Origin of the sequence: Janthinobacterium sp. PSPC3-1 (assembly GCF_049896105.1) — a bacterium.
Lineage (GTDB): Bacteria > Pseudomonadota > Gammaproteobacteria > Burkholderiales > Burkholderiaceae_D > Janthinobacterium.
In genome coordinates this window covers 25,749-46,716 of sequence record NZ_JAFCTQ010000028.1, presented here as the reverse complement: position 1 = coordinate 46,716, position 20,968 = coordinate 25,749, and the positions used below count along the sequence as shown (strand labels likewise).

Sequence of the window (20,968 nt, the reverse complement as noted above, 5' to 3'; positions counted from 1 at the left end):
TACAAAACATGACAGAGGCCCCGGCCGGGGACTCTTGCCGCGCACATCAGCCGCCGGCAGGCTTGACTACACCCAGCGACACCGGCGCTTCGGTCGCCAGCGTCGGTTTGGCCTGCTCCGCATCCTTGCATTCATTGGCCAGCTGGCGGTTCTGCTTGGAATCGAGCAGCATGCCTTTGGCCGGAATGCCGATCCAGATCAGTCCGTACAAGCGATTTTCAAAACGGTGGGCGCCGGTGGTGGTGCCGACACGGCTCAGGCGGTGCAGCCGCTTCTGCCAGCGCAGGGCGATATGCGAGTCATCGGTCGCATTGCTGTAGATGGTGATCTTGTTGCCAAGTTCGCAATTGAATTCGGTGGTGGCCGAACCGGTGGTGTCCGGTTCGTCGGCTTCCTCGTTCGGCTCGGCCGGCATGGCGACCGGTTTCACGGCCTTGGCCGGCGCTTTTGCCTTGGCCTTGGTGGTCTTCACGGCTTTGGCGGTCTTGGCTTTGGCGGGGGCCTTGGTATCGGTGGCGGCGTAGCTGGCCGGCGCCAGGGCCAGCGTCATGGCGCCCAGCGCGACGCTGCAGGCCAGGGCTAATTTGGAGAGGGACATCGTGGTATTCCTGTCAGTTTTCGGTGGTGCTGGTCGAGGGCGGATTCAGTAATGCAGCAGCCGCCTCGGGCAGGCCCAGGCCCGCCAGCTTGGCGCGTTGCAAAACGGTCCAATAATATCGGTAGCTGGCGCGGTCATGCAAGCGGCCATTCTGCGCGATCGGTCCCCAATTGGCGCGCAGCGCTTCGTTCAGGATATTGCTCGCTTCATTCACCTCGGACAGGCGGGGCGTGAAGGCCTTGATGATGGGCTTGATCTGGTCGGGGTGGATGCTCCACATGCGCGTGTAGCCGAACTCGGCTGTCGCGCGCTGGGCGTCATTCGCCACCACCGCCGAATCGCGCACATCGGTGGTCACATTGTGCGACGGCACCTTGCCATGGGCGTGGCAGGCGGCCGCCACTTCCAGCTTGGCGCGCACCACCAGCGGATGCGTGAACTGGCCCGGCGTGCGCATGGCCGCGGCCGGCACGGCGCCGTAGTGGGACGAGACAAAATCCATGATGCCGAACGACAGGCATTCGACCTGGGGCAGGGCGGCGATCGCATACGCGTCGCGCAGCGCGCCGTGGGTCTCGATCAGGATGTGCACCGGCAGGTTGTCGCGGCCGGCGCGGCGCGCATGCAGGTTGATCAGTTCGATCGCCAGCATGGCGTCCTGCACGCTGTTGACTTTCGGCACGGCGATATAGGCGATGCGCTGGGCGGCAGCGCAGACGATTTCCACGTCGCGCGCGAAAAACGGGCTGTCGACGTCGTGCACGCGCACGCCGATGCGGTTGAACTGGTTGCCATCGCTGGCCAGCAGTTCGGCCACCATCTGCGCATGGGCTTCTTCATTGCCGGCGCTGGCGCCGTCTTCGCAATCGAACGTGATGTCGAACAAAGGACCAAGCTCTTGTTGCAAAGCAATCGATTTACGCATCAGCTTTTCAGAGCCGGCGTAGTGGTCGCAAGCGGCGAGCAACAGCGGCTGGCGTTTGCCCTGGAATAAAACCTCGGAAGGGTGCATGCTTTAAGACATCTTTGTAGATAAGAACTCATTACTGAAACAGCCGCGCCGCGATAAACGCGGTGCGGCCTTGAGGGCGGACGGCACAGTGTACGCTGCGCCGCCGGAACTGGACTGGGAATTACGCCAGCAGGTGTTTCACGCCTTCGCGCTCTTCGGTCAGTTCTTTCAGGGTCAGGTTGATGCGCTCTTGCGAGAATGCATCGATTTCCAGGCCTTGAACGATGGTGTATTCGCCGTTTTCCGTGGTGACAGGGAAACCGAACACGGTACCTTCAGGGATGCCGTACGAACCGTCCGATGGCACACCCATGGTGGTCCACTTGCCGGCGGTGCCCAGCACCCAGTCATGCACGTGGTCGATGGCGGCGTTCGCTGCCGATGCTGCCGACGACAGGCCGCGCGCTTCGATGATGGCCGCGCCGCGCTTGCCAACGGTCGGCAGGAAGGTGTTGGCGTTCCATTCCTGGTCGTTGATCAGGTCTTTCACGGCCTTGCCGTTGACGGTGGCGAAACGGTAGTCAGCATACATGGTTGGCGAGTGATTGCCCCACACGGTCAGCTTTTCGATATCCTTGACGGCGGTGCCGGTCTTGGCGGCAACTTGCGACAGCGCGCGGTTGTGGTCCAGGCGCAGCATGGCGGTGAAGTTTTTCGCTGGCAGCGATGGCGCCGATTTCATGGCGATATAGGCATTGGTGTTGGCCGGGTTGCCAACCACCAGCACTTTCACGTTGCGCGAAGCGACGGCGTCGAGCGCCTTGCCTTGCACGGTGAAGATCTGGGCATTGGCTTCCAGCAGGTCCTTGCGTTCCATGCCCGGGCCACGTGGACGCGCGCCGACCAGTACGGCCACGTCGACATCCTTGAAGGCGGTCAACGGATCGGAATGAGCGGTCATTTCCGTCAGCAGCGGGAAGGCGCAATCGTCGATTTCCATCATCACGCCCTTGAGCGCTTTCTGGGCCTTTTCGTCCGCGATTTCAAGCAATTGCAAGATAACAGGCTGGTCCTTGCCGAGCATGTCGCCATTGGCGATGCGGAACAACAGGGCGTAGCCGATCTGGCCGGCGGCGCCGGTCACTGCAACACGCATAGGGGTTTTTGCCATGATGAATCTCCAAAAATGGGAAAGAAAACGGGCTTGAAGCTGGGCTTACGCTTGTTCGGAAAAACTGTAATGATACCAAAACCGGCTGCTGCCACCGAATTGCCTGTGGTGCGCGCCGTCGCGCCCTTGTTGTTTCAGGCCAGAGTGGCTGGCCAACAACGCACTGGTATGAAACCATCAGTTTGTCGGGCGCAGTGTAGGCTTCCGATTTGCATCTGTCAATCCTATCTTATGTCTTATATAAGACAGATAACCAGCGGGTTTTTACTGGACGCGGGCAGTGATTTGTGTTGAAATGTCGGACTATGAATTCCGCCTCGTCCAATCTGACCAACAATGCCACTGCTGCAAGCGGGGCGGTCAGTCCGACCGCGGACGCACCGGTCCCATCGAATCCGCCTGCCGCTGCCGCCACGATGGCTGCCGCGCCAGCGCCCACGCCCGCCGCCACCGCCGCCTCGCCCACCTTCAGTCCTTTGTATCAGCAGATCAAGGCGCTGATCACGCAAAGCCTGCAATCGGGCGAGTGGAAGCCGGGCGAACTGATCCCCAGCGAAGTCGAACTGGCCGGCCGTTTCAAGGTCAGCCAGGGCACGGTGCGCAAGGCGATCGATGAGCTGGCCGCCGAAAACCTCGTCATGCGCCGCCAGGGCAAGGGCACGTTCGTGTCGACCCACCACGAGGCGCGCGCGCATTTCCGCTTCCTGCGCCTGGTGCCGGACGAAGGCGTGCCGCATTACCCCGAAAGCAAGTTCATCGAGGTCAAGCGCGTGCGCGCGCCGGCCGATGTGGCGCGCCTGATGGAGCTGAAATCGGGCGACGCCGTCATCTTCATCAAGCGGGTGCAGTATTTCGACGGCGTGCCGACCGTACTGGAAGAGCTGTGGCTGCCCGGCCTGATCTTCAAGGGCCTGACGGCCGAGCGCCTGGTGGAATACAAGGGGCCGATGTACGGCCTGTTCGAAACCGAATTCGGCACGCGCATGATCCGTGCCTCCGAGCAGATCCGCGCCGTCTGCGCCGATGCGGGCGCGGCCCATTTGTTGAATGTCGAGGCGGGTACACCATTGCTCAGTTCCGAGCGCGTGTCGTTTACGTATGGCGACAAGCCGGTGGAATTGCGCCGCGGCCTGTACCTGACCAGCCGCCACCATTATCAGAATGAACTCAGCTGAAGCTGCGGGGCGCCTGGCGCCCGAACAAGCGGACAGGCTGACGTCCATCGTTTGAAAAGTGTCCACCGCGAGGCGGGCATTGGAGACAGCAGAAATCGCAGGCAAAGCGCGGCCCGCCAGGCGTACGCCACCGGCGGGTCGTTTTTTGCCAGCGTTTCTGTAATTAAATTACGTGAACTACGGAAAGTAGCGCGGGATTGTGTAGTAAAAAACCATTTTGGTTATATGTAACAATAGATAGTGGTATGGCTTGCGAAAATCGGCGAAAATCGCGGCTTCCAATATTTAGTTCAGTTCAAAGGGGAGGTTTTTGTTATGTCTGAAGCCGTAAAAGAAGTACCAAAAAAAGAACGGCCGCAATTCCGTAACATTCATGTTACCGAATTGTCGAACTACCGCATGGCGGTTGGCGCCATCGTCTCGATCCTGCATCGTATCAGCGGATTCATCATTTTCGCCCTGCTGCCGTGCATCCTGTACATGCTGGAACTGAGCCTGCGTTCCGAAATGTCCTACGCTTACTTCCAGGGCATCGCCTCGCACTGGTTCGTCAAGCTGATCACGCTGGGCCTGGTCTGGGCCTTCCTGCACCACTTCTGCGCCGGCATCCGCCACCTGTTCATGGACGTGCACGTCGCCATCGAAAAAGACTCGGCCCGCAAGACCGCCTCGACGGTGCTGGTGGTGAGCCTGGTGCTGACCGCCCTGGTCGCTTTGAAACTGTTTGGAGTATTTTAAACATGGCAGACAATAACATCGGACCGAAACGCCTCGTCGTCGGTGCCCATTACGGCTTGCGCGACTGGCTGGCGCAACGCGTCACCGCCATCGTCATGGTGGCCTATGTCGCCATCCTGCTGGTCTCGTTCCTGACCGGCCAGAACTTCAGCTATGAAGGCTGGGCGGGTCTGTTCGCGCAGCAATGGTTCAAATTATTCAGCCTGGTCACCTTCCTGGCGCTGTTTTACCACGCATGGGTCGGCGTACGCGACATCTGGATGGACTACGTGAAAAGCGCTGGCCTCCGTTTGACCCTGCAAATTGCCACCATGCTGTGGTTGATCGCTTGTGCCGGCTGGACGGTACAGATACTCTGGAGTGTGTAATCGTGGCAGCATATAAATCTGCAATTCCTACCCGCCGCTTTGATGCGGTGATCGTTGGCGCCGGCGGTTCCGGCATGCGCGCGTCGTTGCAACTGGCCGAAGCCGGCCTGAACGTCGCTGTACTCTCGAAAGTTTTCCCGACCCGCTCGCACACCGTGGCGGCGCAGGGCGGTATCGGCGCGTCGCTCGGCAACATGGCCGAAGACAACTGGTTCTGGCACATGTTCGACACCGTCAAGGGTGGCGACTATCTGGGCGACCAGGATGCCATCGAATTCATGTGCCGTGAAGCACCAAAAGTCGTGTACGAACTGGAACACTTCGGCATGCCGTTCGACCGCAACCCTGACGGCACCATTTACCAGCGTCCGTTCGGCGGCCACACGGCCCATTTCGGCGAAAAGCCGGTGCAGCGCGCCTGCGCGGCGGCCGACCGTACCGGTCACGCCCTGCTGCACACGCTGTACCAGCGCAATGTGCGCGCACGTACCCACTTCTTCGTCGAATGGATGGCGCTGGACCTGATCCGCGACGCCGACGGCGACGTGATCGGCGTGGTCGCGCTGGAAATGGAAACCGGCGAATGCATGATCCTGGAAGCAAAAACCACCGTGATGGCCACCGGCGGTGCGGGCCGTATTTTCGCCGCGTCGACCAATGCCTTCATCAACACCGGTGACGGCATGGGCATGGCGGCACGCGCCGGCCTGCCGCTGCAGGACATGGAATTCTGGCAGTTCCACCCGACCGGCGTGGCCGGCGCGGGCGTCCTGATCACCGAAGGCGTGCGCGGCGAAGGCGGCATCCTGATCAACTCGGAAGGCGAACGCTTCATGGAGCGCTATGCGCCAACCCTGAAGGATCTGGCGCCGCGCGATTTCGTGTCGCGTTCGATGGACCAGGAAATCAAGGAAGGCCGCGGCTGCGGTCCGAACAAGGACCACGTGATGCTGGACCTGCGCCATATCGGCGCCGACACCATCGCCAAGCGCCTGCCGTCGATCCTGGAAATCGGCCACAAGTTCGCCAACGTCGACGCCACCAAGGAACCGATTCCTGTCGTGCCGACGATTCACTACCAGATGGGCGGCATCCCGACCAATATCCATGGCCAGGTCGTCACCCCGACCGGTCCTGATAACTCGGCCAAGGTCGTCAACGGCCTGTACGCGATCGGCGAATGCGCCTGCGTCTCGGTGCACGGCGCCAACCGCCTGGGCACCAACTCGCTGCTGGACCTGGTGGTGTTCGGCCGCGCGGCCGGCAACCATATCGTCAACAGCGGCCTGAAAGCCAGGGAAAACAAACCCTTGCCAGCCGACGCCGCCGAGTTTGCGATGGGCCGCCTGGCGCGCCTGGAAAACTCGACCGGCACGGAAACTGTGCAGGGCGTGGCGAACGAGATTCGCGCCACCATGCAGAAATACTGTGGCGTGTTCCGGACCGACGCCATGCTCGACCAGGGCGTGGTTGAGATCATGAAGCTCGACGAGCGCCGCAAGAACGTCTCGTTCAAGGACAAGTCGATGGTGTTCAACACCGCCCGCGTGGAAGCGCTGGAACTGGACAACCTGATCGAAACGGCGAAAGCGACCATCGTCTCGGCCGCGGCGCGCAAGGAATCGCGCGGCGCCCACGCCCAGGACGATCACCCGACCCGCGACGACGACAACTGGATGAAGCACACACTGTGGTATTCGGAAGGCAACCGACTGGAATACAAGCCGGTCGTGACCAAGCCGCTGACGGTAGATACCTTCAAACCGAAACCACGTACTTTCTAAGGCTATACCATGGCACGTACTCTCAAATTCAAAATCTACCGCTACGATCCCGACCAGGATGCCAAGCCGTACATGCAAGACCTGACGGTCGAACTGAAAGACACCGACAAGATGCTGCTCGACGCACTGCAGCGCATCAAGGCGGACGTCGATGACTCGCTGGCCCTGCGCCGCTCGTGCCGCGAAGGCGTGTGCGGTTCGGACGCGATGAACATCAACGGCAAGAACGGCCTGGCCTGCACCACCAACCTGAACGAGCTGACCGAGCCTATCGTGCTGCGTCCGCTGCCAGGCCTGCCGGTGATCCGCGACCTGATCGTCGACATGACGCAATTCTTCAAGCAGTACGATTCGATCAAGCCGTTCCTGATCAACGAATCGATCCCGCCTGAAAAAGAGCGCCTGCAGTCGCCGGAACAGCGCGAAGAGCTCGATGGCCTGTACGAGTGCATTCTCTGCGCATGCTGCTCCACGTCGTGCCCGTCGTTCTGGTGGAATCCGGACAAATTCGTGGGGCCAGCCGGCCTGTTGCAAGCCTACCGTTTCATCGCCGATTCGCGCGATGAAGCCACCGGCGCGCGCCTGGACAACCTGGAAGATCCGTACCGTCTGTTCCGCTGCCATTCGATCATGAACTGTGTCGACGTTTGCCCGAAAGGCCTGAACCCGAACAAGGCGATCGGCAAGATCAAGGAATTGATGGTACGCCGCGCGATCTGATCGTTCAGAACGTATCCCGCCGGCGCCGCCCCGGCAGGGCAGGGGAGTGGCCCCTGTCCTGCCGGGTGGCGCCGGCAAAGCAGTACCGTGCCGTTTTTGACGACACGCGCAAGATGGTAAAACCCAATGACAGAATCAATTTTGTCCTCGCATCAGGCCGACCCGGCCAACCGCGCCCGCCTGCGCTGGCGCTCGCGCCGTGGCCTGCTGGAAAACGACATTATCCTGACCCGTTTTCTCGATGCGTATGAAACCGAATTGACCGACGAAGAAGTCGACGCGCTGACGCGTTTGCTCGATTTGTCGGACAATGCGTTAATGGATCTGGTACTGGCCCGTAAAGAGCCGGAAGGCGAAGTCGATCTGCCGCACGTGCGCGCACTGCTGCAACGACTGCGCATTGCCTAGACGCCTGGGCGATATATTGCAAACGGTGCGAGTGGCGCGCTGTAGCTCCGCAAGACGCGGGGCGAATTGCAGCCAGAATTTTTGATTTTAATTTCGACTCACTCCCGAGAAGGAAGAGCCCATGAATACCTCTGACACAAAAGCTACCCTGTCGTTCTCCGATGGCAGCCCATCGCTTGAATTTCCGATCTACAAAGGCACCGTCGGCCCGGACGTCATCGACATCCGCAAGCTGTACGCCGGTAGCGGCAAGTTCACCTACGACCCAGGCTTTATGTCGACCGCCTCGTGCAATTCGTCGATCACCTACATCGATGGCGACAAGGGCGAACTGCTGTACCGTGGTTACCCGATCGAACAGCTGGCCGTCAACGCCGACTTCATGGAATCGTGCTACCTGCTGCTGAACGGCGAACTGCCGAACGCCGCAGAAAAAGCCAAGTTCGTCGACACCGTCACCAAGCACACCATGGTGCACGAGCAGATGCAATTCTTCTTCCGTGGCTTCCGCCGCGACGCGCACCCGATGTCGATTTTGGTCGGCACCGTCGGCGCGCTGGCCTCGTTCTACCATGATTCGCTGGACATCAACGACCCGCGTCACCGCGAAGTGTCGGCCATCCGCCTGATCGCCAAGATGCCGACCCTGGTCGCGATGACCTACAAGTACTCGATCGGCCAGCCGTTCACCTACCCACGCAACGACCTGTCGTACAGCGCCAACTTCATGCACATGATGTTTGCCAACCCGTGCGAAGACTACAAGGTCAACGACGTGCTGGTGCGCGCCCTGGACCGCATCCTGATCCTGCATGCGGATCACGAGCAGAACGCTTCGACCTCGACCGTCCGCCTGGCCGGTTCGTCGGGCGCCAACCCGTTCGCCTGTATCGCTGCCGGTATCGCCTGCCTGTGGGGTCCTGCCCACGGCGGCGCCAACGAGGCGGCACTGAACATGCTGAAGGAAATCGGCACCGTCGAGAACATCCCTGCCTTCATCGAACAGGTCAAGGACAAGAACTCGGGCGTCAAGCTGATGGGCTTTGGCCACCGCGTGTACAAGAACTTCGACCCGCGCGCCAAGCTGATGCGTGAAACCTGCTACGAAGTGCTGGAAGAGCTGGGCCTGCAGGACGACCCGCTGTTCAAGCTGGCGATGGAACTGGAAAAGATTGCACTGAACGACGAATACTTCGTCTCGCGCAAACTGTACCCGAACGTCGACTTCTACTCGGGCATCGTGCAGTCCGCACTGGGCATCCCGGTATCGCTGTTCACCGGTATCTTCGCCATGGCCCGTACGATCGGCTGGATCGCCCAATGGAACGAAATGATCGCCGACCCGGAACAGAAAATCGGCCGTCCGCGTCAGTTGTTCGTCGGTTCGACCACGCGTGAAGTCAAGCCGCTGGACCAGCGCGCTTAATATCATGCGCATGTAACAAGCAAAAAAGCGGGCCCTCGGGTTCGCTTTTTTTATGGCCGGCGCAATTGGCCGTGCCCGCTATCGTCAAGGCGCAACACTGAGACCCCGGCAGCCCCGCAAAGCTTACATTTGCTTGCCAAATAAAAGTCAGGCGGCGGTTGTTGCGTTACAATACCGCGTGCTATTCTAAATGACGGTATGCAGAATGCTGGTGCAATAAACAAGCCCTTCCCCACAACTTGATGTGCAATCCGCTAACCGGTCAGGCCGTGTCGCGGAAGGTTAGATTAACCCGCTAATTCCTCGCGAAACGCGAAGAGAGGTGAGCAATATATGCAGCAATTAACGACCAACTCCTACCTGTTCGGTGGGAATGCTCCGTACGTGGAAGACCTGTACGAAGCGTATCTGAACAATCCCGGCTCGGTACCTGACAACTGGCGTGCCTACTTCGACGCGATGCAGCACGTGCCTGCCGTCGACGGTACCAACAAGCCCGACGTCGCCCACGCTTCCGTGGTGGCCTCGTTCGCCGAGCGCGCCAAGGCCGGCCCGATCCGCACCGTGACCGCCTCGTTCGATGCCGAAATGGGCCGCAAGCGCGTCGCCGCCACCCAGCTGATCGCCGCTTACCGCTACCTCGGTTCGCACTGGGCCAACCTGGACCCGCTGCAACGCCAGGAACGTCCGATGATCCCGGAACTGGAACCGAGCTTCTACGGTTTCAACGATGCCGACATGGACACCGTGTTCAACATCAGCAACACCTATTTTGGCCCCGAGACCGCCACCCTGCGCGATCTGCTGAACTACCTGCGCGACACCTACACGCGCTCGATCGGCGCCGAATTCATGTACATCTCCGACCCGGCCGAAAAGCGCTGGCTGCAAGAGAAACTCGAATCGATCCGCTCCACCCCGAATTTCAGTGCCGAGAAAAAAGTCCACATCCTGGACCGCCTGACGGCAGCCGAGGGCCTGGAACGCTATCTGCACACCCGCTACGTCGGTCAGAAGCGCTTCTCGCTCGAAGGCGGCGAAACCTTTATCGCCTCGATGGATGAAACCATCCAGCGCGCCGGCGAAAAAGGCGTGCAGGAAATCGTCATCGGCATGGCCCACCGCGGCCGCCTGAACGTGCTGGTGAACACCCTGGGCAAGGCGCCGCAGGAACTGTTCGAAGAATTCGAAGGCAAGCACGGCGACGACCTGCCCGCCGGCGACGTGAAATACCACCAGGGCTTCTCGTCCGACATCTCCACCGCAGGCGGCCCGGTCCACCTGTCGCTGGCGTTCAACCCGTCGCACCTGGAAATCGTCAACCCGGTGGTCGAAGGCTCCGTCAAGGCCCGCATGGACCGCCGCGGCGACGCGCAAGGCGCGCAAGTGCTGCCGATCCTGGTGCACGGCGATGCCGCTTTCGCCGGCCAGGGCGTGGTCATGGAAACCTTGAACCTGGCGCAGACGCGCGGCTACCACACCGGTGGTACCGTGCATATCGTCATCAACAACCAGATCGGTTTCACCACTTCCGATCCGCGCGATGCGCGTTCGACCCTGTACTGCTCGGACGTCGTGAAAATGATCGAAGCGCCGGTACTGCACATCAATGCCGACGATCCTGAAGCGGTGGTGCTGGCGACGCAGATCGCGCTCGACTACCGCATGGAATTCAAGAAGGACATCGTCCTCGACATCATCTGCTACCGCAAACTGGGCCACAACGAACAGGATACCCCTGCGCTGACCCAGCCTTTGATGTACAAGAAGATCGGCCAGCATCCAGGCACCCGCAAGCTGTACGCGGACAAGCTGGTGGCCCAGGGCGTGATTCCTGCCGATGGCGGCGACAAGATGGTGGCCGCCTTCCGCGACGCCATGGACGCCGGCAAGCACACGGTCGACCCGGTCATCTCGAACTTCAAGAACAAGTACGCGGTCGACTGGCTGCCGTTCCTGAACAAGAAATGGACCGATTCGGCCGACACCGCCGTGCCGATGACCGAACTGAAACGCCTGGCCACCCGTATCACCACCGTGCCGGAAGACTTCAAGGTCCACTCGCTGGTTGAAAAAGTGCTGGGCGACCGTGGCACCATGGGTCGTGGCGAAATGAACCTGGACTGGGGCATGGGCGAACACCTGGCCTACGCGTCGCTGGTCTCGTCCGGCTACGCGATCCGCCTGACCGGCCAGGACGCCGGCCGCGGCACGTTCGTGCACCGCCACGCCGTGCTGCACGACCAGAACCGCGAGCGCTGGGATGCGGGCACCTACATTCCGCTGCAAAACGTGTCCGACAGCCAGGCGCCGTTCACCGTCATCGACTCGGTCCTGTCCGAAGAAGCCGTACTGGCCTTCGAATACGGCTACTCGACCGCCGAGCCGAACACGCTGACGATCTGGGAAGCCCAGTTCGGCGACTTCGCCAATGGCGCGCAAGTCGTGATCGACCAGTTCATCAGCTCCGGCGAAGTGAAATGGGGCCGCGCTTCGGGCCTGGTCATGATGCTGCCGCACGGTTACGAAGGCCAGGGTCCGGAACACTCGTCCGCCCGTCCGGAGCGTTTCCTGCAGCTGTGCGCTGACAACAACATGCAAGTCGTGCAGCCGACCACGGCCGCGCAGATCTTCCACCTGCTGCGCCGCCAGATGGTGCGCCAGTTCCGCAAGCCTCTGGTGATCATGACGCCGAAGTCGCTGCTGCGTAACAAGGACGCCGGTTCGCCGCTGACCGACCTGGCCAAGGGCAACTTCCAGACCGTGATCGGCGAAGTCGACGAGAAAATCGACGCCAAGAAGGTCAAGCGCGTGATCGCCTGCTCGGGCAAGGTCTACTACGACCTGGTCAACGCACGCAAGACGCGCGGCCAGACCGACACGGCCATCGTGCGCCTGGAACAGCTGTATCCGTTCCCGCACAAGTCGTTCGCTGCGGAACTGAAAAAGTTCCCGAACCTGGTCGAAGTGGTATGGACCCAGGACGAGCCGCAAAACCAGGGCGCCTGGTTCCAGATCCAGCACAACATCTTCGAAGGCCTGGAAGCCGGTCAACGCCTGGCCTACGCCGGCCGTCCTGCTTCGGCATCGCCGGCTGTCGGTTACTATGACAAGCACTACGCCCAGCAAAAAGATCTGCTGGAAACGGCATTCTCGAAGCTGAAGGGCTTTATTCTGACCAAATAAGCGGTCGGCAACTTGTCACGGAGCGCCGCCACTGCTACGCAGCGGCGGCGCCGCAATAACAAAATAAACGGAGTTTTACATGGCACAAATCGAAGTCAAAGTACCCCAGTTGTCGGAATCGGTTGCGGAAGCAACCCTGTTGGCATGGCATAAAAAAGTCGGCGAGCCAGTCGCGCGCGACGAAAACATGATCGATATCGAAACCGATAAAGTGGTACTGGAATTGCCGGCACCAGCCGCTGGCGTGATCGTGCAAATCATCAAGGACAACGGCGCCACCGTGGTCGCCGGCGAAGTCATCGCCATCATCGATACCGAAGGTTCGGCCAAGGTCAGCCCGCTGGAAGTGTCGTCCATCCCTGCGCCAGCGCTGGCCGCCGCCGCGCAAGAAACCGCGACCGCCTCGGCGCCTGCCGCAGCCGCCACCAAGGGTGACGTGGCCATGCCTGCCGCCGCCAAGATCCTGTCCGAAAAAGGCCTGGCCGCTGGCGACGTCGCCGGTTCCGGCAAAGACGGCCGCGTGACCAAGGGCGACGCCCTGGCCGCTGCCGCCAAGCCTGCCGCCGCCGCGCCTGCGCCAGTGGCCGCCAAGCCGGCCCTGCAACAAGTTGCCGCACCTGGCGCCGCCAGCCTGGGCGACCGTCCGGAAGAGCGCGTGCCGATGAGCCGCCTGCGTGCCCGTATCGCCGAGCGCCTGCTGCAATCGCAATCGACCAACGCCATCCTGACCACGTTCAATGAAGTGAACATGGCGCCCGTGATGGAACTGCGCAACAAGTACAAGGACAAGTTCGAGAAAGAGCATGGCGTCAAGCTGGGCTTCATGTCGTTCTTCGTCAAGGCCGCCGTCGCCGCCCTGAAAAAGTACCCGATCATCAACGCCTCGGTCGATGGCAATGACATCGTCTACCACGGCTACTTCGACATCGGCATCGCGGTCGGTTCGCCACGCGGCCTGGTGGTGCCTATCCTGCGCAACGCCGACCAGATGTCGATCGCCGAGATCGAAAAGAAAATCGGCGAATTCGGCGCCAAGGCCAAAGAAGGCAAGCTGACCCTGGACGACCTGACCGGCGGCACCTTCTCGATCTCGAACGGCGGCACCTTCGGTTCGATGCTGTCGACCCCGATCATCAACCCGCCACAATCGGCCATCCTGGGCGTGCATGCGACCAAGGACCGTGCTGTCGTGGAAAACGGCCAGATCGTCGTGCGTCCGATGAACTACCTGGCCATGTCGTACGATCACCGCATCATCGACGGCCGCGAAGCCGTGCTGGGCCTGGTCGCGATGAAGGAAGCGCTGGAAGATCCGGCACGCCTGCTGCTGGACCTGTAATACCACGTTCGCCCCGGCGCGGCCGCCGGGGCAGTGCAAGCAGTACCGTTGTACCCCGTGCCAGAAGACGCAGCTGGCTGATCTCAACTCAAAGAGGATTCCCATGAACGTCTCTGAAGAAATCAAGCGTCTGCATGAGTTACACCTGGCTGGCGCATTAAGCGATAGCGAATTTGCGCAAGCCAAGGCCAAGCTATTGGGCGGCATCAACCTGGACAAACCGGACAACACGTTCGGTGACGGTCCCGCGAACGACCTGGTACAAGAGTTCAGCCGGCTGCGCCGCTCGCGCGGCGACCGCTGGCTGGGCGGTGTATGTGGCGGCCTGGGCCGCGCTTCCGGCATGGAAGCGTGGATCTGGCGCCTGGTGTTCGTGCTGTTTACGCTGACCTTCGGCTTTGGCGTGGTGATTTACCTTCTATTGTGGATTTTCGTCCCGGACGAAGAGATTGGAATAACAAAACATGAGTACTAAACAATTTGACGTCGTCGTCATCGGCGCCGGCCCTGGCGGCTACATCGCCGCCATCCGCGCCGCCCAGCTGGGCTTTACCGTCGCTTGCGTCGACGAGTGGTCGAACGCCAAGGGCGGCGCCGCTCCCGGCGGTACCTGCACCAACGTCGGCTGCATTCCGTCGAAAGCGCTGCTGCAATCGTCCGAGCATTTCGAACACGCGGGCCACAGCTTCGCCGAGCACGGTATCGATGTTGCCGGCCTGAAACTGAACCTGGGCCAGATGTTGAAGCGCAAGGATACTGTCGTCAAGCAGAACAACGACGGCATCCTGTACCTGTTCAAGAAGAACAAGATCGCCTTCTTCCACGGCCGCGCATCGTTCGCCGGCGCCGCTGGCGAAGGCTATGAGATCAGCGTGGTGGGCGCCGCCAACGAAACGTTGACGACCAAGCACGTCATCATCGCCACCGGTTCCAACGCACGCGAACTGCCGGGCGCGCCATTCGACGAGAAACTGATACTGTCGAACACCGGCGCACTGGCGATCGACGCCGTACCGGCCAAGCTGGGCGTGATCGGCGCCGGCGTGATCGGCCTGGAAATGGGCAGCGTATGGCGCCGCCTGGGTTCCGACGTGACCATCCTCGAAGGCCTGCCAGTCTTGCTGGGCGCGGTCGACGAGCAGATCGCCAAGGAAGCGGGCAAGCTGTTTGCCAAGCAAGGCCTGAAGATCAGCCTGGGCTGCAAGATCGGCACCATCACGCCGGGCAAGAAAGACGTCAGCGTGGAATACGTCGATGCCAAGGGCGAGGCCGTCACCGCCGTGTTCGACAAGCTGATCATCTCGATCGGCCGTACGCCGAACACCAACGGCCTGGCTGCCGATAAGGTGGGCCTGCAACTGGACGAACGCGGCTTCATCGCCGTCGACGGCGATTGCAAGACCAACCTGCCGAACGTGTGGGCGGTGGGCGACGTGGTGCGCGGTCCGATGCTGGCGCACAAGGCCGAAGAAGAAGGCGTTGCCGTGGCCGAGCGTATCGCCGGCCAGCATGGCCACACCAACTTCAACACGATTCCGTGGGTGATCTACACCTCGCCGGAAATTGCATGGGTCGGCAAGACCGAGCAGACGCTGAAAGCCGAAGGCATCGCCTACAAGGCCGGCAGCTTCCCGTTCCTGGCCAACGGCCGTGCGCGCGCGCTGGGCGATACGTCCGGCATGGTCAAGTTCCTGGCCGATGCGACCACCGATGAGATCCTCGGCGTGCACATCGTCGGTCCGATGGCCTCCGAGCTGATTTCGGAAGCCGTGGTGGCGATGGAATTCAAGGCTTCGGCCGAAGACATCGCGCGCATCTGTCACGCTCACCCGTCCCTGTCGGAAGCGACCAAGGAAGCGGCGCTGGCGGTTGACAAGCGTACCTTGAACTTTTAATCGTAGTTAGTCTTACAGGGGCGCTCGCGGTGTTGGCCGCCAGCGCCCCTGCGCGTTGAATCGAGCCCCATGAACGTAGAAGAGTTTTACCAGAACGCGTTGCAGCAGCGCGATTTCAAGGCCGACGCGGCACAGCGCCGCGCCGTCGACCGCCTGCAACTGTGCTATGACGAATGGGTGGCCTACAAGGGCCAGCGCTCGAGCACCTTCAAGCGCCTGATCAATCGCCCTCAAGTGCCGAAGGGCGTGTACATGTGGGGCGGGGTAGGGCGCGGCAAGTCCTTCTTGATGGACAGTTTTTATTCGGTGGTGCCACTGGTGCGCAAGACGCGCCTGCACTTCCATGAGTTCATGCGCGGCGTGCACCAGCAGCTCGATGAACTCAAAGGCGTGGCCGACCCGCTGGACGAGGTGGCCAAACGGATCGCCAAGAAATACCGATTGATCTGCTTCGATGAATTCCACGTCTCCGACATCGCCGACGCGATGATCCTGTACAACCTGCTGTCGGCCCTGTTCGACAACGGCGTGTCCTTCATCATGACCTCGAATTACGATCCCGACCTGTTGTACCCGGACGGCCTGCACCGCGACCGCATGCTGCCGACCATCGCGCTGCTCAAGGCCAAGCTCGACGTCATGAACGTCGACGCCGGCGTCGACTACCGCGGCCGTGCGCTGGAACAGGTCGACAGCTACTACACGCCACTGGGCGCGGCCACCGACAAGGCGCTGCGTGACGCGTACACGCGCATCGCCGAGACGGCCGACGAAGACGCGCGCATCCGCATCGAGAGCCGTGAAATCCACTGCCTGCGCCGCGCCGGCGGCATCATCTGGTTCGATTTCGCCACCCTGTGCGGCGGACCCCGCTCGCAAAATGATTATCTTGAAATCGCCAGCCGCTTTCATACAGTGATATTGTCGGCAATACCGGCCATGTCGGCGGCGCAGTCGTCCGAGGCGCGCCGCTTCACCTGGCTGATCGACGTGTTTTATGACCAGAAGGTGAAACTGATCATGTCGGCCGAAGTGTCCCCCGAGCAGCTGTATACGAACGGCATGCTGGCCAATGAATTTCACCGTACCGTCTCGCGCATCGTCGAAATGCAATCGCGCGAATACATGGAAAAAGAACAGCGCGGCGCGGCCGACGCGATCGTTTGAAACAAGGCAGGCAAAGGATGAAAATGATGGCAAGAATCAAGTTGGGCATGGCATTGGGCCTGGCGCTGCTGCTGTCGGCTTGCGCCGTGCAGAACAAGGCAGCCATGGATGAGGTGGGCATGCCGCAGGTGCCGCCCACCGTGACGATGGCCGAGGCTGACGCCAAGCTCAAGCAGGTCTCCAGCGAACGAGCCGCCGCCGAGAGCGTCTATGCGGCGCGCGAACTGGTGTGCTATGACCGTTTCTTTGTGAACAACTGCCTGGACCAGGCCAAGGAAACGCGTCGTATCACCCTGATGCGCCTGCGCGCCATCGAAGCCGAAGCCAGCCATTTCCAGCGGGCCGAATCGGTGCGCCTGCGTGACGCCGACCTGGCGCGCACGCAACAGGATGCGCGCGACGAGCTGGCCGAGCGCACCGTCGCCACGTCGAAGGCCGTGAAAGTGGTCACGCCGGAAGCCAGGCCAGCCAAGCCGGCCGGGCCGACCCTGGCCGAGCGCCAGGCCCAGCACGCCGCTGACGTGAAACAACAGGCTGCGCAAGATGCCGCCGAGGCGCCGCAGCGCGCCGCGCGCGAGGCCAATTTTGCGCGCAAGCAGGCCGAAGCGGTGAAACGCCAGGAAAGAGTCGCCAAGCGCCTGGCCGAGCGCGAGAAAGCCGCCGCCGCCAAGGCCGCCCGCGCGGCCGCTGCCGCCAGTGCGCCGCCACCGCCGATCGGCGATAACTGAATTGGCCATGGCCGGCCGCAATGGCTGGCCCTGAAATGGCGTGCCGTATCGCGCGCGGCAGGTTAAACTACGGCCTTGCCGGTGATGCCGGCGCAGAGTCAGCGCAGGCGCGCCACGCCTGCGCCCGTTTACTCCCTCATTATCTGGAACGCAACACATGAGCGATGCACAGCATATACAGCGGCGCCTGATTGAACTGGACGTCGAACACCGCGACCTCGATGCCGTCATCGAGTTGCTGGTGCTCGATGGCCATCATGACGAGTTGCAACTGCGGCGCCTGAAAAAGCGCAAATTGCAATTGAAAGACCATATCACCTTGCTGAAAATGCAATTGGTGCCCGATGTGCCCGCCTGAGGGACGCCAGTAGCGTCCGGCCCAGTCCTTACCTAAGTTTATTTTGACCGATCACCAATTATTGCCTGCCAGCCAAGACGGCTTGCCGCCCGAGCCAGCCGACGTCGTGGCAGCCGAACCCGGCAAGCACGACGCCGACATCGAACGCCTGTTCGGCGCCGGTGGCCCGCTGGGCCCGGCGGTGGGCAGCTACAAGCCGCGCCGCTCGCAAACCGAGATGGCCAAGGCCATCGCCCACGCCATCGACAGCCAGACCACCCTGATTGCCGAGGCGGGCACGGGCACCGGCAAGACCTTTGCCTACCTGGTGCCGGCCCTGATGTGGGGTGGCAAGACGATTGTCTCCACCGGCACCAAGAACTTGCAGGATCAATTGTTCCTGCGCGATATCCCGACCGTGCGCGCCGCGCTGCAGGCGCCGGTCTCGGTGGCCCTGCTGAAGGGCCGCTCGAACTACGTCTGCCATTACCACCTGGAACGCACCTTGCAGAACGGCCGCATGACCTCGCGCGACGACGTGGGCCATCTGCGCGAGATTTCACGCTTCCTGAAAATGACCAGTTCCGGCGACAAGGCCGAGCTGGCCAAGGTGCCCGAGAACGCCATGATCTGGAACCTGGTCACGTCCACGCGCGATACCTGCATGGGCGCCGAATGCCAGTATTACCAGGATTGCTTCGTGATGAAGGCGCGCAAGGAAGCCCAGCAGGCCGACGTGGTGGTGGTCAACCATCACCTGTTCTTTGCCGACGTGGCGCTGAAAGACACCGGCGTGGCCGAACTGCTGCCGTCGGCCAACACCATCATCTTCGATGAGGCGCACCAGCTGCCCGATACCGCCACTTTGTTCTTTGGCAATACCGTCTCGACCTCGCAAATCCTGGAACTGTGCCGCGACGTGCTGGCCGAAGGGCTGGCCCATGCGCGCGGCATCGACTGGGCCAAGACGGTGACGGTGGTGGAAAAGGCCGCGCGCGACCTGCGCCTGACCTTCCCGCAAGATATCGTGCGCCTGTCCTTGCCGCAAATCGCGCCGTCGAGCGATTTCTTTCCTGCGCTGGAGACTCTCAAGGACGAGCTCGACGGCATGGTGGCCGTGCTCGAGACCCAGGCCGAACGGGCCGAAACGCTGGAACAGTGCCGCGTGCGCGGCGTGGAACTGGCGCAGCAGCTGAGCAGCTGGAAGTTCGACCCGAAGGCGAAGATTGCCGCCGGCGAAGAAGCCGTGTTCTGGGTCGAGGCCTTTTCCAGTTCCTTGCAATTGCACAAGACGCCGCTGTCGATCGCGCCAATTTTCAATAACCAGCGCGAAGGCACGCCGCGCAGCTGGATTTTTACATCCGCCACCCTGGCCGTGAAAAACGACTTCAAGCATTTTTCCGAACAGATGGGGCTGACGGGCGAACCGTCGCATACCTGGCCAAGTCCCTTTGACTACGGCCAGCAGGGTTTGCTGTTCGTGCCGCAAAACCTGCCGCAGCCCAATTCGCTGGGCTATACCGACGCCGTCATCGACTGCGCCTTGCCGATCATCGAGGCGGCCGGCGGGCGCACCTTCTTCCTGTGCACCACCTTGCGCGCCGTGAAACGGGCGGCCGAACGGCTGGCCGACGAATTCAAGCAGCGCGGCCTGGACTTCCCGCTGTTCGTGCAGGGCGACCGTGGCCGCACCGAATTGCTGGACCAGTTCCGCGCGGCCGGCAATGGCGTGCTGATCGGCAGTCAGAGTTTCTGGGAAGGCGTCGACGTGCGCGGCGACGCCTTGTCGCTGGTGATCATCGACAAGCTGCCGTTCGCGCCACCCGACGATCCGGTATTGGCGGCGCGCATCGAGGTGATGGAAAAGCAGGGCAAGAACGGTTTCATGCACCATTCGCTGCCGGAAGCCATCATCAACCTGAAGCAGGGTGCCGGCCGCCTGATCCGCGACGAAGGTGACCGCGGCGTGCTGATGATCTGCGATCCGCGATTGATTTCCAAGCCGTATGGCAAGCGCATCTGGCAAAGCCTGCCGCCGTTCAAGCGCACGCGCGACACGGCCGAGGTGATCGAGTTTTTCCGCAACCTGCCGGCCAAGTTCTGACCCTTTTCCTGGCCGGCGCGTCCGCGCCGGCCATTTTCCCTTTTTAATCAAGTACCTGGCGCATGGGCGCGCGGCTTGCCTGCGGGCCTGGCATGCCAATAACTGGCGTATTCAGGCTGGATTTTGGCATATTTCGGCGTCGATGCCTGACGTGACGATGTTTGTGCGTGCGCAAATATGGACGTGCTCAGCGGTTTACAGTGGACGCAGTCCTTGTCGATCAACATGCGGTGACGGGAGGGTGTACCGGGAACAGGGGGGATGCCATGGATATCCGCTACGGCTGTTTCTTAAGCTATGCGCACGGAAATTTCGCTTTCATGAACAAGTTCAAGAACGATCTTGTGGAAGCCCTGTCGTGCTACCTGGAACCCCACCTCGACCGCGAAGACGCCCTGTTCATCGACAGCGAACAGCTCGGCGGCGGCGATGACCTCGACCGTCGCGTGGCGCGCGCCATGTGCGAGAGCGTGTGCATGATCGTGCTGTACACGCCCAAATATGAAGCCCATGGCTATACGCGGCGCGAGTTTGCCGCCATGCAATTGATCGAGCAGGAGCGCCGCAACTGGTACGAACTGCCCAGCCATTTGATCATCCCCATCATCATGACGCAGCACCCCGATGGCCTGCCGGCGCAAATTGCCGGTCCCGGTTTGTATGTCGATTTTTCCGCCTACACGCTGGCCAGCGGCGACCTGAAATCGAATCCGCAGTATCTGCCCGATATCAAGAAAATCGTGCAGCGCATCGCCAGGCATTATCAATTGCTCAAGCGCTCGACACCGCCGGGCCATGATTGCAGCCGCTTCGTCCTGCCGGATATCCCGCCGCAGTGGCGCGCGGTGCCGCCCCCTCACTTCCCACGTTAA

General features: G+C 61.4%; 19 protein-coding genes. 16 read left to right on the top strand and 3 right to left on the bottom strand.

The window, feature by feature from the left end; genetic code table 11:
• Positions 1–46: 46 nt before the first annotated feature.
• The 3 genes from ACP7B7_RS23500 to ACP7B7_RS23490 all read right to left on the bottom strand — a co-directional run bounded on the left by ACP7B7_RS23500 (position 47) and on the right by ACP7B7_RS23490 (position 2,721).
• A complete protein-coding gene (locus tag ACP7B7_RS23500; protein WP_426078306.1) occupies positions 47–598 on the bottom strand; it encodes a hypothetical protein in 552 nt (183 codons plus the stop codon).
• Between the two features lie 13 nt (positions 599–611).
• Positions 612–1,610 carry an HpcH/HpaI aldolase/citrate lyase family protein gene (locus ACP7B7_RS23495; protein WP_426078305.1) on the bottom strand — a complete coding sequence of 333 codons (999 nt, stop codon included), beginning with the start codon at positions 1,608–1,610 and terminating at the stop codon, positions 612–614.
• 121 nt (positions 1,611–1,731) lie between these two features.
• The gene (locus ACP7B7_RS23490) at positions 1,732–2,721 is read right to left on the bottom strand and encodes a malate dehydrogenase (RefSeq protein ID WP_426078304.1); all 990 of its coding nucleotides are present in this window, start codon (positions 2,719–2,721) and stop codon (positions 1,732–1,734) included.
• A gap of 305 nt (positions 2,722–3,026) precedes the next feature.
• Between ACP7B7_RS23490 and ACP7B7_RS23485 the strand changes: the two genes are divergently transcribed.
• From ACP7B7_RS23485 to ACP7B7_RS23410, 16 genes are all read left to right on the top strand, one after another.
• Positions 3,027–3,896, top strand: a complete 870-nt coding sequence (locus ACP7B7_RS23485) for a GntR family transcriptional regulator (protein ID WP_426078303.1) — start codon at positions 3,027–3,029, stop codon at positions 3,894–3,896.
• Positions 3,897–4,211: 315 nt separating this feature from the next.
• The gene (gene sdhC, locus ACP7B7_RS23480; RefSeq protein ID WP_426078302.1) at positions 4,212–4,634 is read left to right on the top strand and encodes a succinate dehydrogenase, cytochrome b556 subunit; all 423 of its coding nucleotides are present in this window, start codon (positions 4,212–4,214) and stop codon (positions 4,632–4,634) included.
• A 2-nt stretch (positions 4,635–4,636) separates the two neighbouring features.
• Entirely contained in the window at positions 4,637–5,002 is a 366-nt protein-coding gene (gene sdhD / locus ACP7B7_RS23475) for a succinate dehydrogenase, hydrophobic membrane anchor protein (RefSeq protein WP_312436282.1), read from the top strand.
• 2 nt (positions 5,003–5,004) lie between these two features.
• On the top strand, positions 5,005–6,786 hold the full coding sequence (gene sdhA, locus ACP7B7_RS23470) for a succinate dehydrogenase flavoprotein subunit (RefSeq protein WP_426078301.1): 1,782 nt from the start codon (positions 5,005–5,007) through the stop codon (positions 6,784–6,786).
• 9 nt (positions 6,787–6,795) lie between these two features.
• Positions 6,796–7,506 carry a succinate dehydrogenase iron-sulfur subunit gene (locus tag ACP7B7_RS23465; RefSeq protein WP_426078300.1) on the top strand — a complete coding sequence of 237 codons (711 nt, stop codon included), beginning with the start codon at positions 6,796–6,798 and terminating at the stop codon, positions 7,504–7,506.
• A gap of 126 nt (positions 7,507–7,632) precedes the next feature.
• Complete coding sequence (locus tag ACP7B7_RS23460; RefSeq protein WP_034752073.1) at positions 7,633–7,914, top strand: succinate dehydrogenase assembly factor 2; 282 nt, start codon at positions 7,633–7,635, stop codon at positions 7,912–7,914.
• A 121-nt stretch (positions 7,915–8,035) separates the two neighbouring features.
• Positions 8,036–9,340, top strand: a complete 1,305-nt coding sequence (gene gltA, locus ACP7B7_RS23455) for a citrate synthase (RefSeq protein WP_426078299.1) — start codon at positions 8,036–8,038, stop codon at positions 9,338–9,340.
• A gap of 333 nt (positions 9,341–9,673) precedes the next feature.
• Entirely contained in the window at positions 9,674–12,526 is a 2,853-nt protein-coding gene (locus ACP7B7_RS23450; RefSeq protein ID WP_426078298.1) for a 2-oxoglutarate dehydrogenase E1 component, read from the top strand.
• Positions 12,527–12,605: 79 nt separating this feature from the next.
• A complete protein-coding gene (gene odhB, locus ACP7B7_RS23445; protein ID WP_426078297.1) occupies positions 12,606–13,865 on the top strand; it encodes a 2-oxoglutarate dehydrogenase complex dihydrolipoyllysine-residue succinyltransferase in 1,260 nt (419 codons plus the stop codon).
• A 103-nt stretch (positions 13,866–13,968) separates the two neighbouring features.
• The gene (locus ACP7B7_RS23440; protein ID WP_308925277.1) at positions 13,969–14,340 is read left to right on the top strand and encodes a PspC domain-containing protein; all 372 of its coding nucleotides are present in this window, start codon (positions 13,969–13,971) and stop codon (positions 14,338–14,340) included.
• Positions 14,330–15,760 (top strand): dihydrolipoyl dehydrogenase, encoded by a 1,431-nt coding sequence (gene lpdA, locus ACP7B7_RS23435; protein WP_308925278.1) that lies wholly within the window; start codon positions 14,330–14,332, stop codon positions 15,758–15,760. The genes ACP7B7_RS23440 and lpdA overlap by 11 nt, the downstream gene beginning before the upstream one ends.
• A gap of 69 nt (positions 15,761–15,829) precedes the next feature.
• The gene (gene zapE / locus ACP7B7_RS23430) at positions 15,830–16,927 is read left to right on the top strand and encodes a cell division protein ZapE (protein WP_426078296.1); all 1,098 of its coding nucleotides are present in this window, start codon (positions 15,830–15,832) and stop codon (positions 16,925–16,927) included.
• A 23-nt stretch (positions 16,928–16,950) separates the two neighbouring features.
• Entirely contained in the window at positions 16,951–17,655 is a 705-nt protein-coding gene (locus ACP7B7_RS23425) for a hypothetical protein (RefSeq protein ID WP_426078295.1), read from the top strand.
• Positions 17,656–17,812: 157 nt separating this feature from the next.
• Positions 17,813–18,013: a YdcH family protein gene (locus ACP7B7_RS23420; RefSeq protein WP_065310554.1), complete on the top strand. Its 201-nt coding sequence runs from the start codon at positions 17,813–17,815 to the stop codon at positions 18,011–18,013.
• Between the two features lie 61 nt (positions 18,014–18,074).
• Positions 18,075–20,096 carry an ATP-dependent DNA helicase gene (locus ACP7B7_RS23415; RefSeq protein WP_426078294.1) on the top strand — a complete coding sequence of 674 codons (2,022 nt, stop codon included), beginning with the start codon at positions 18,075–18,077 and terminating at the stop codon, positions 20,094–20,096.
• Between the two features lie 266 nt (positions 20,097–20,362).
• The gene (locus tag ACP7B7_RS23410; RefSeq protein WP_426078293.1) at positions 20,363–20,968 is read left to right on the top strand and encodes a toll/interleukin-1 receptor domain-containing protein; all 606 of its coding nucleotides are present in this window, start codon (positions 20,363–20,365) and stop codon (positions 20,966–20,968) included.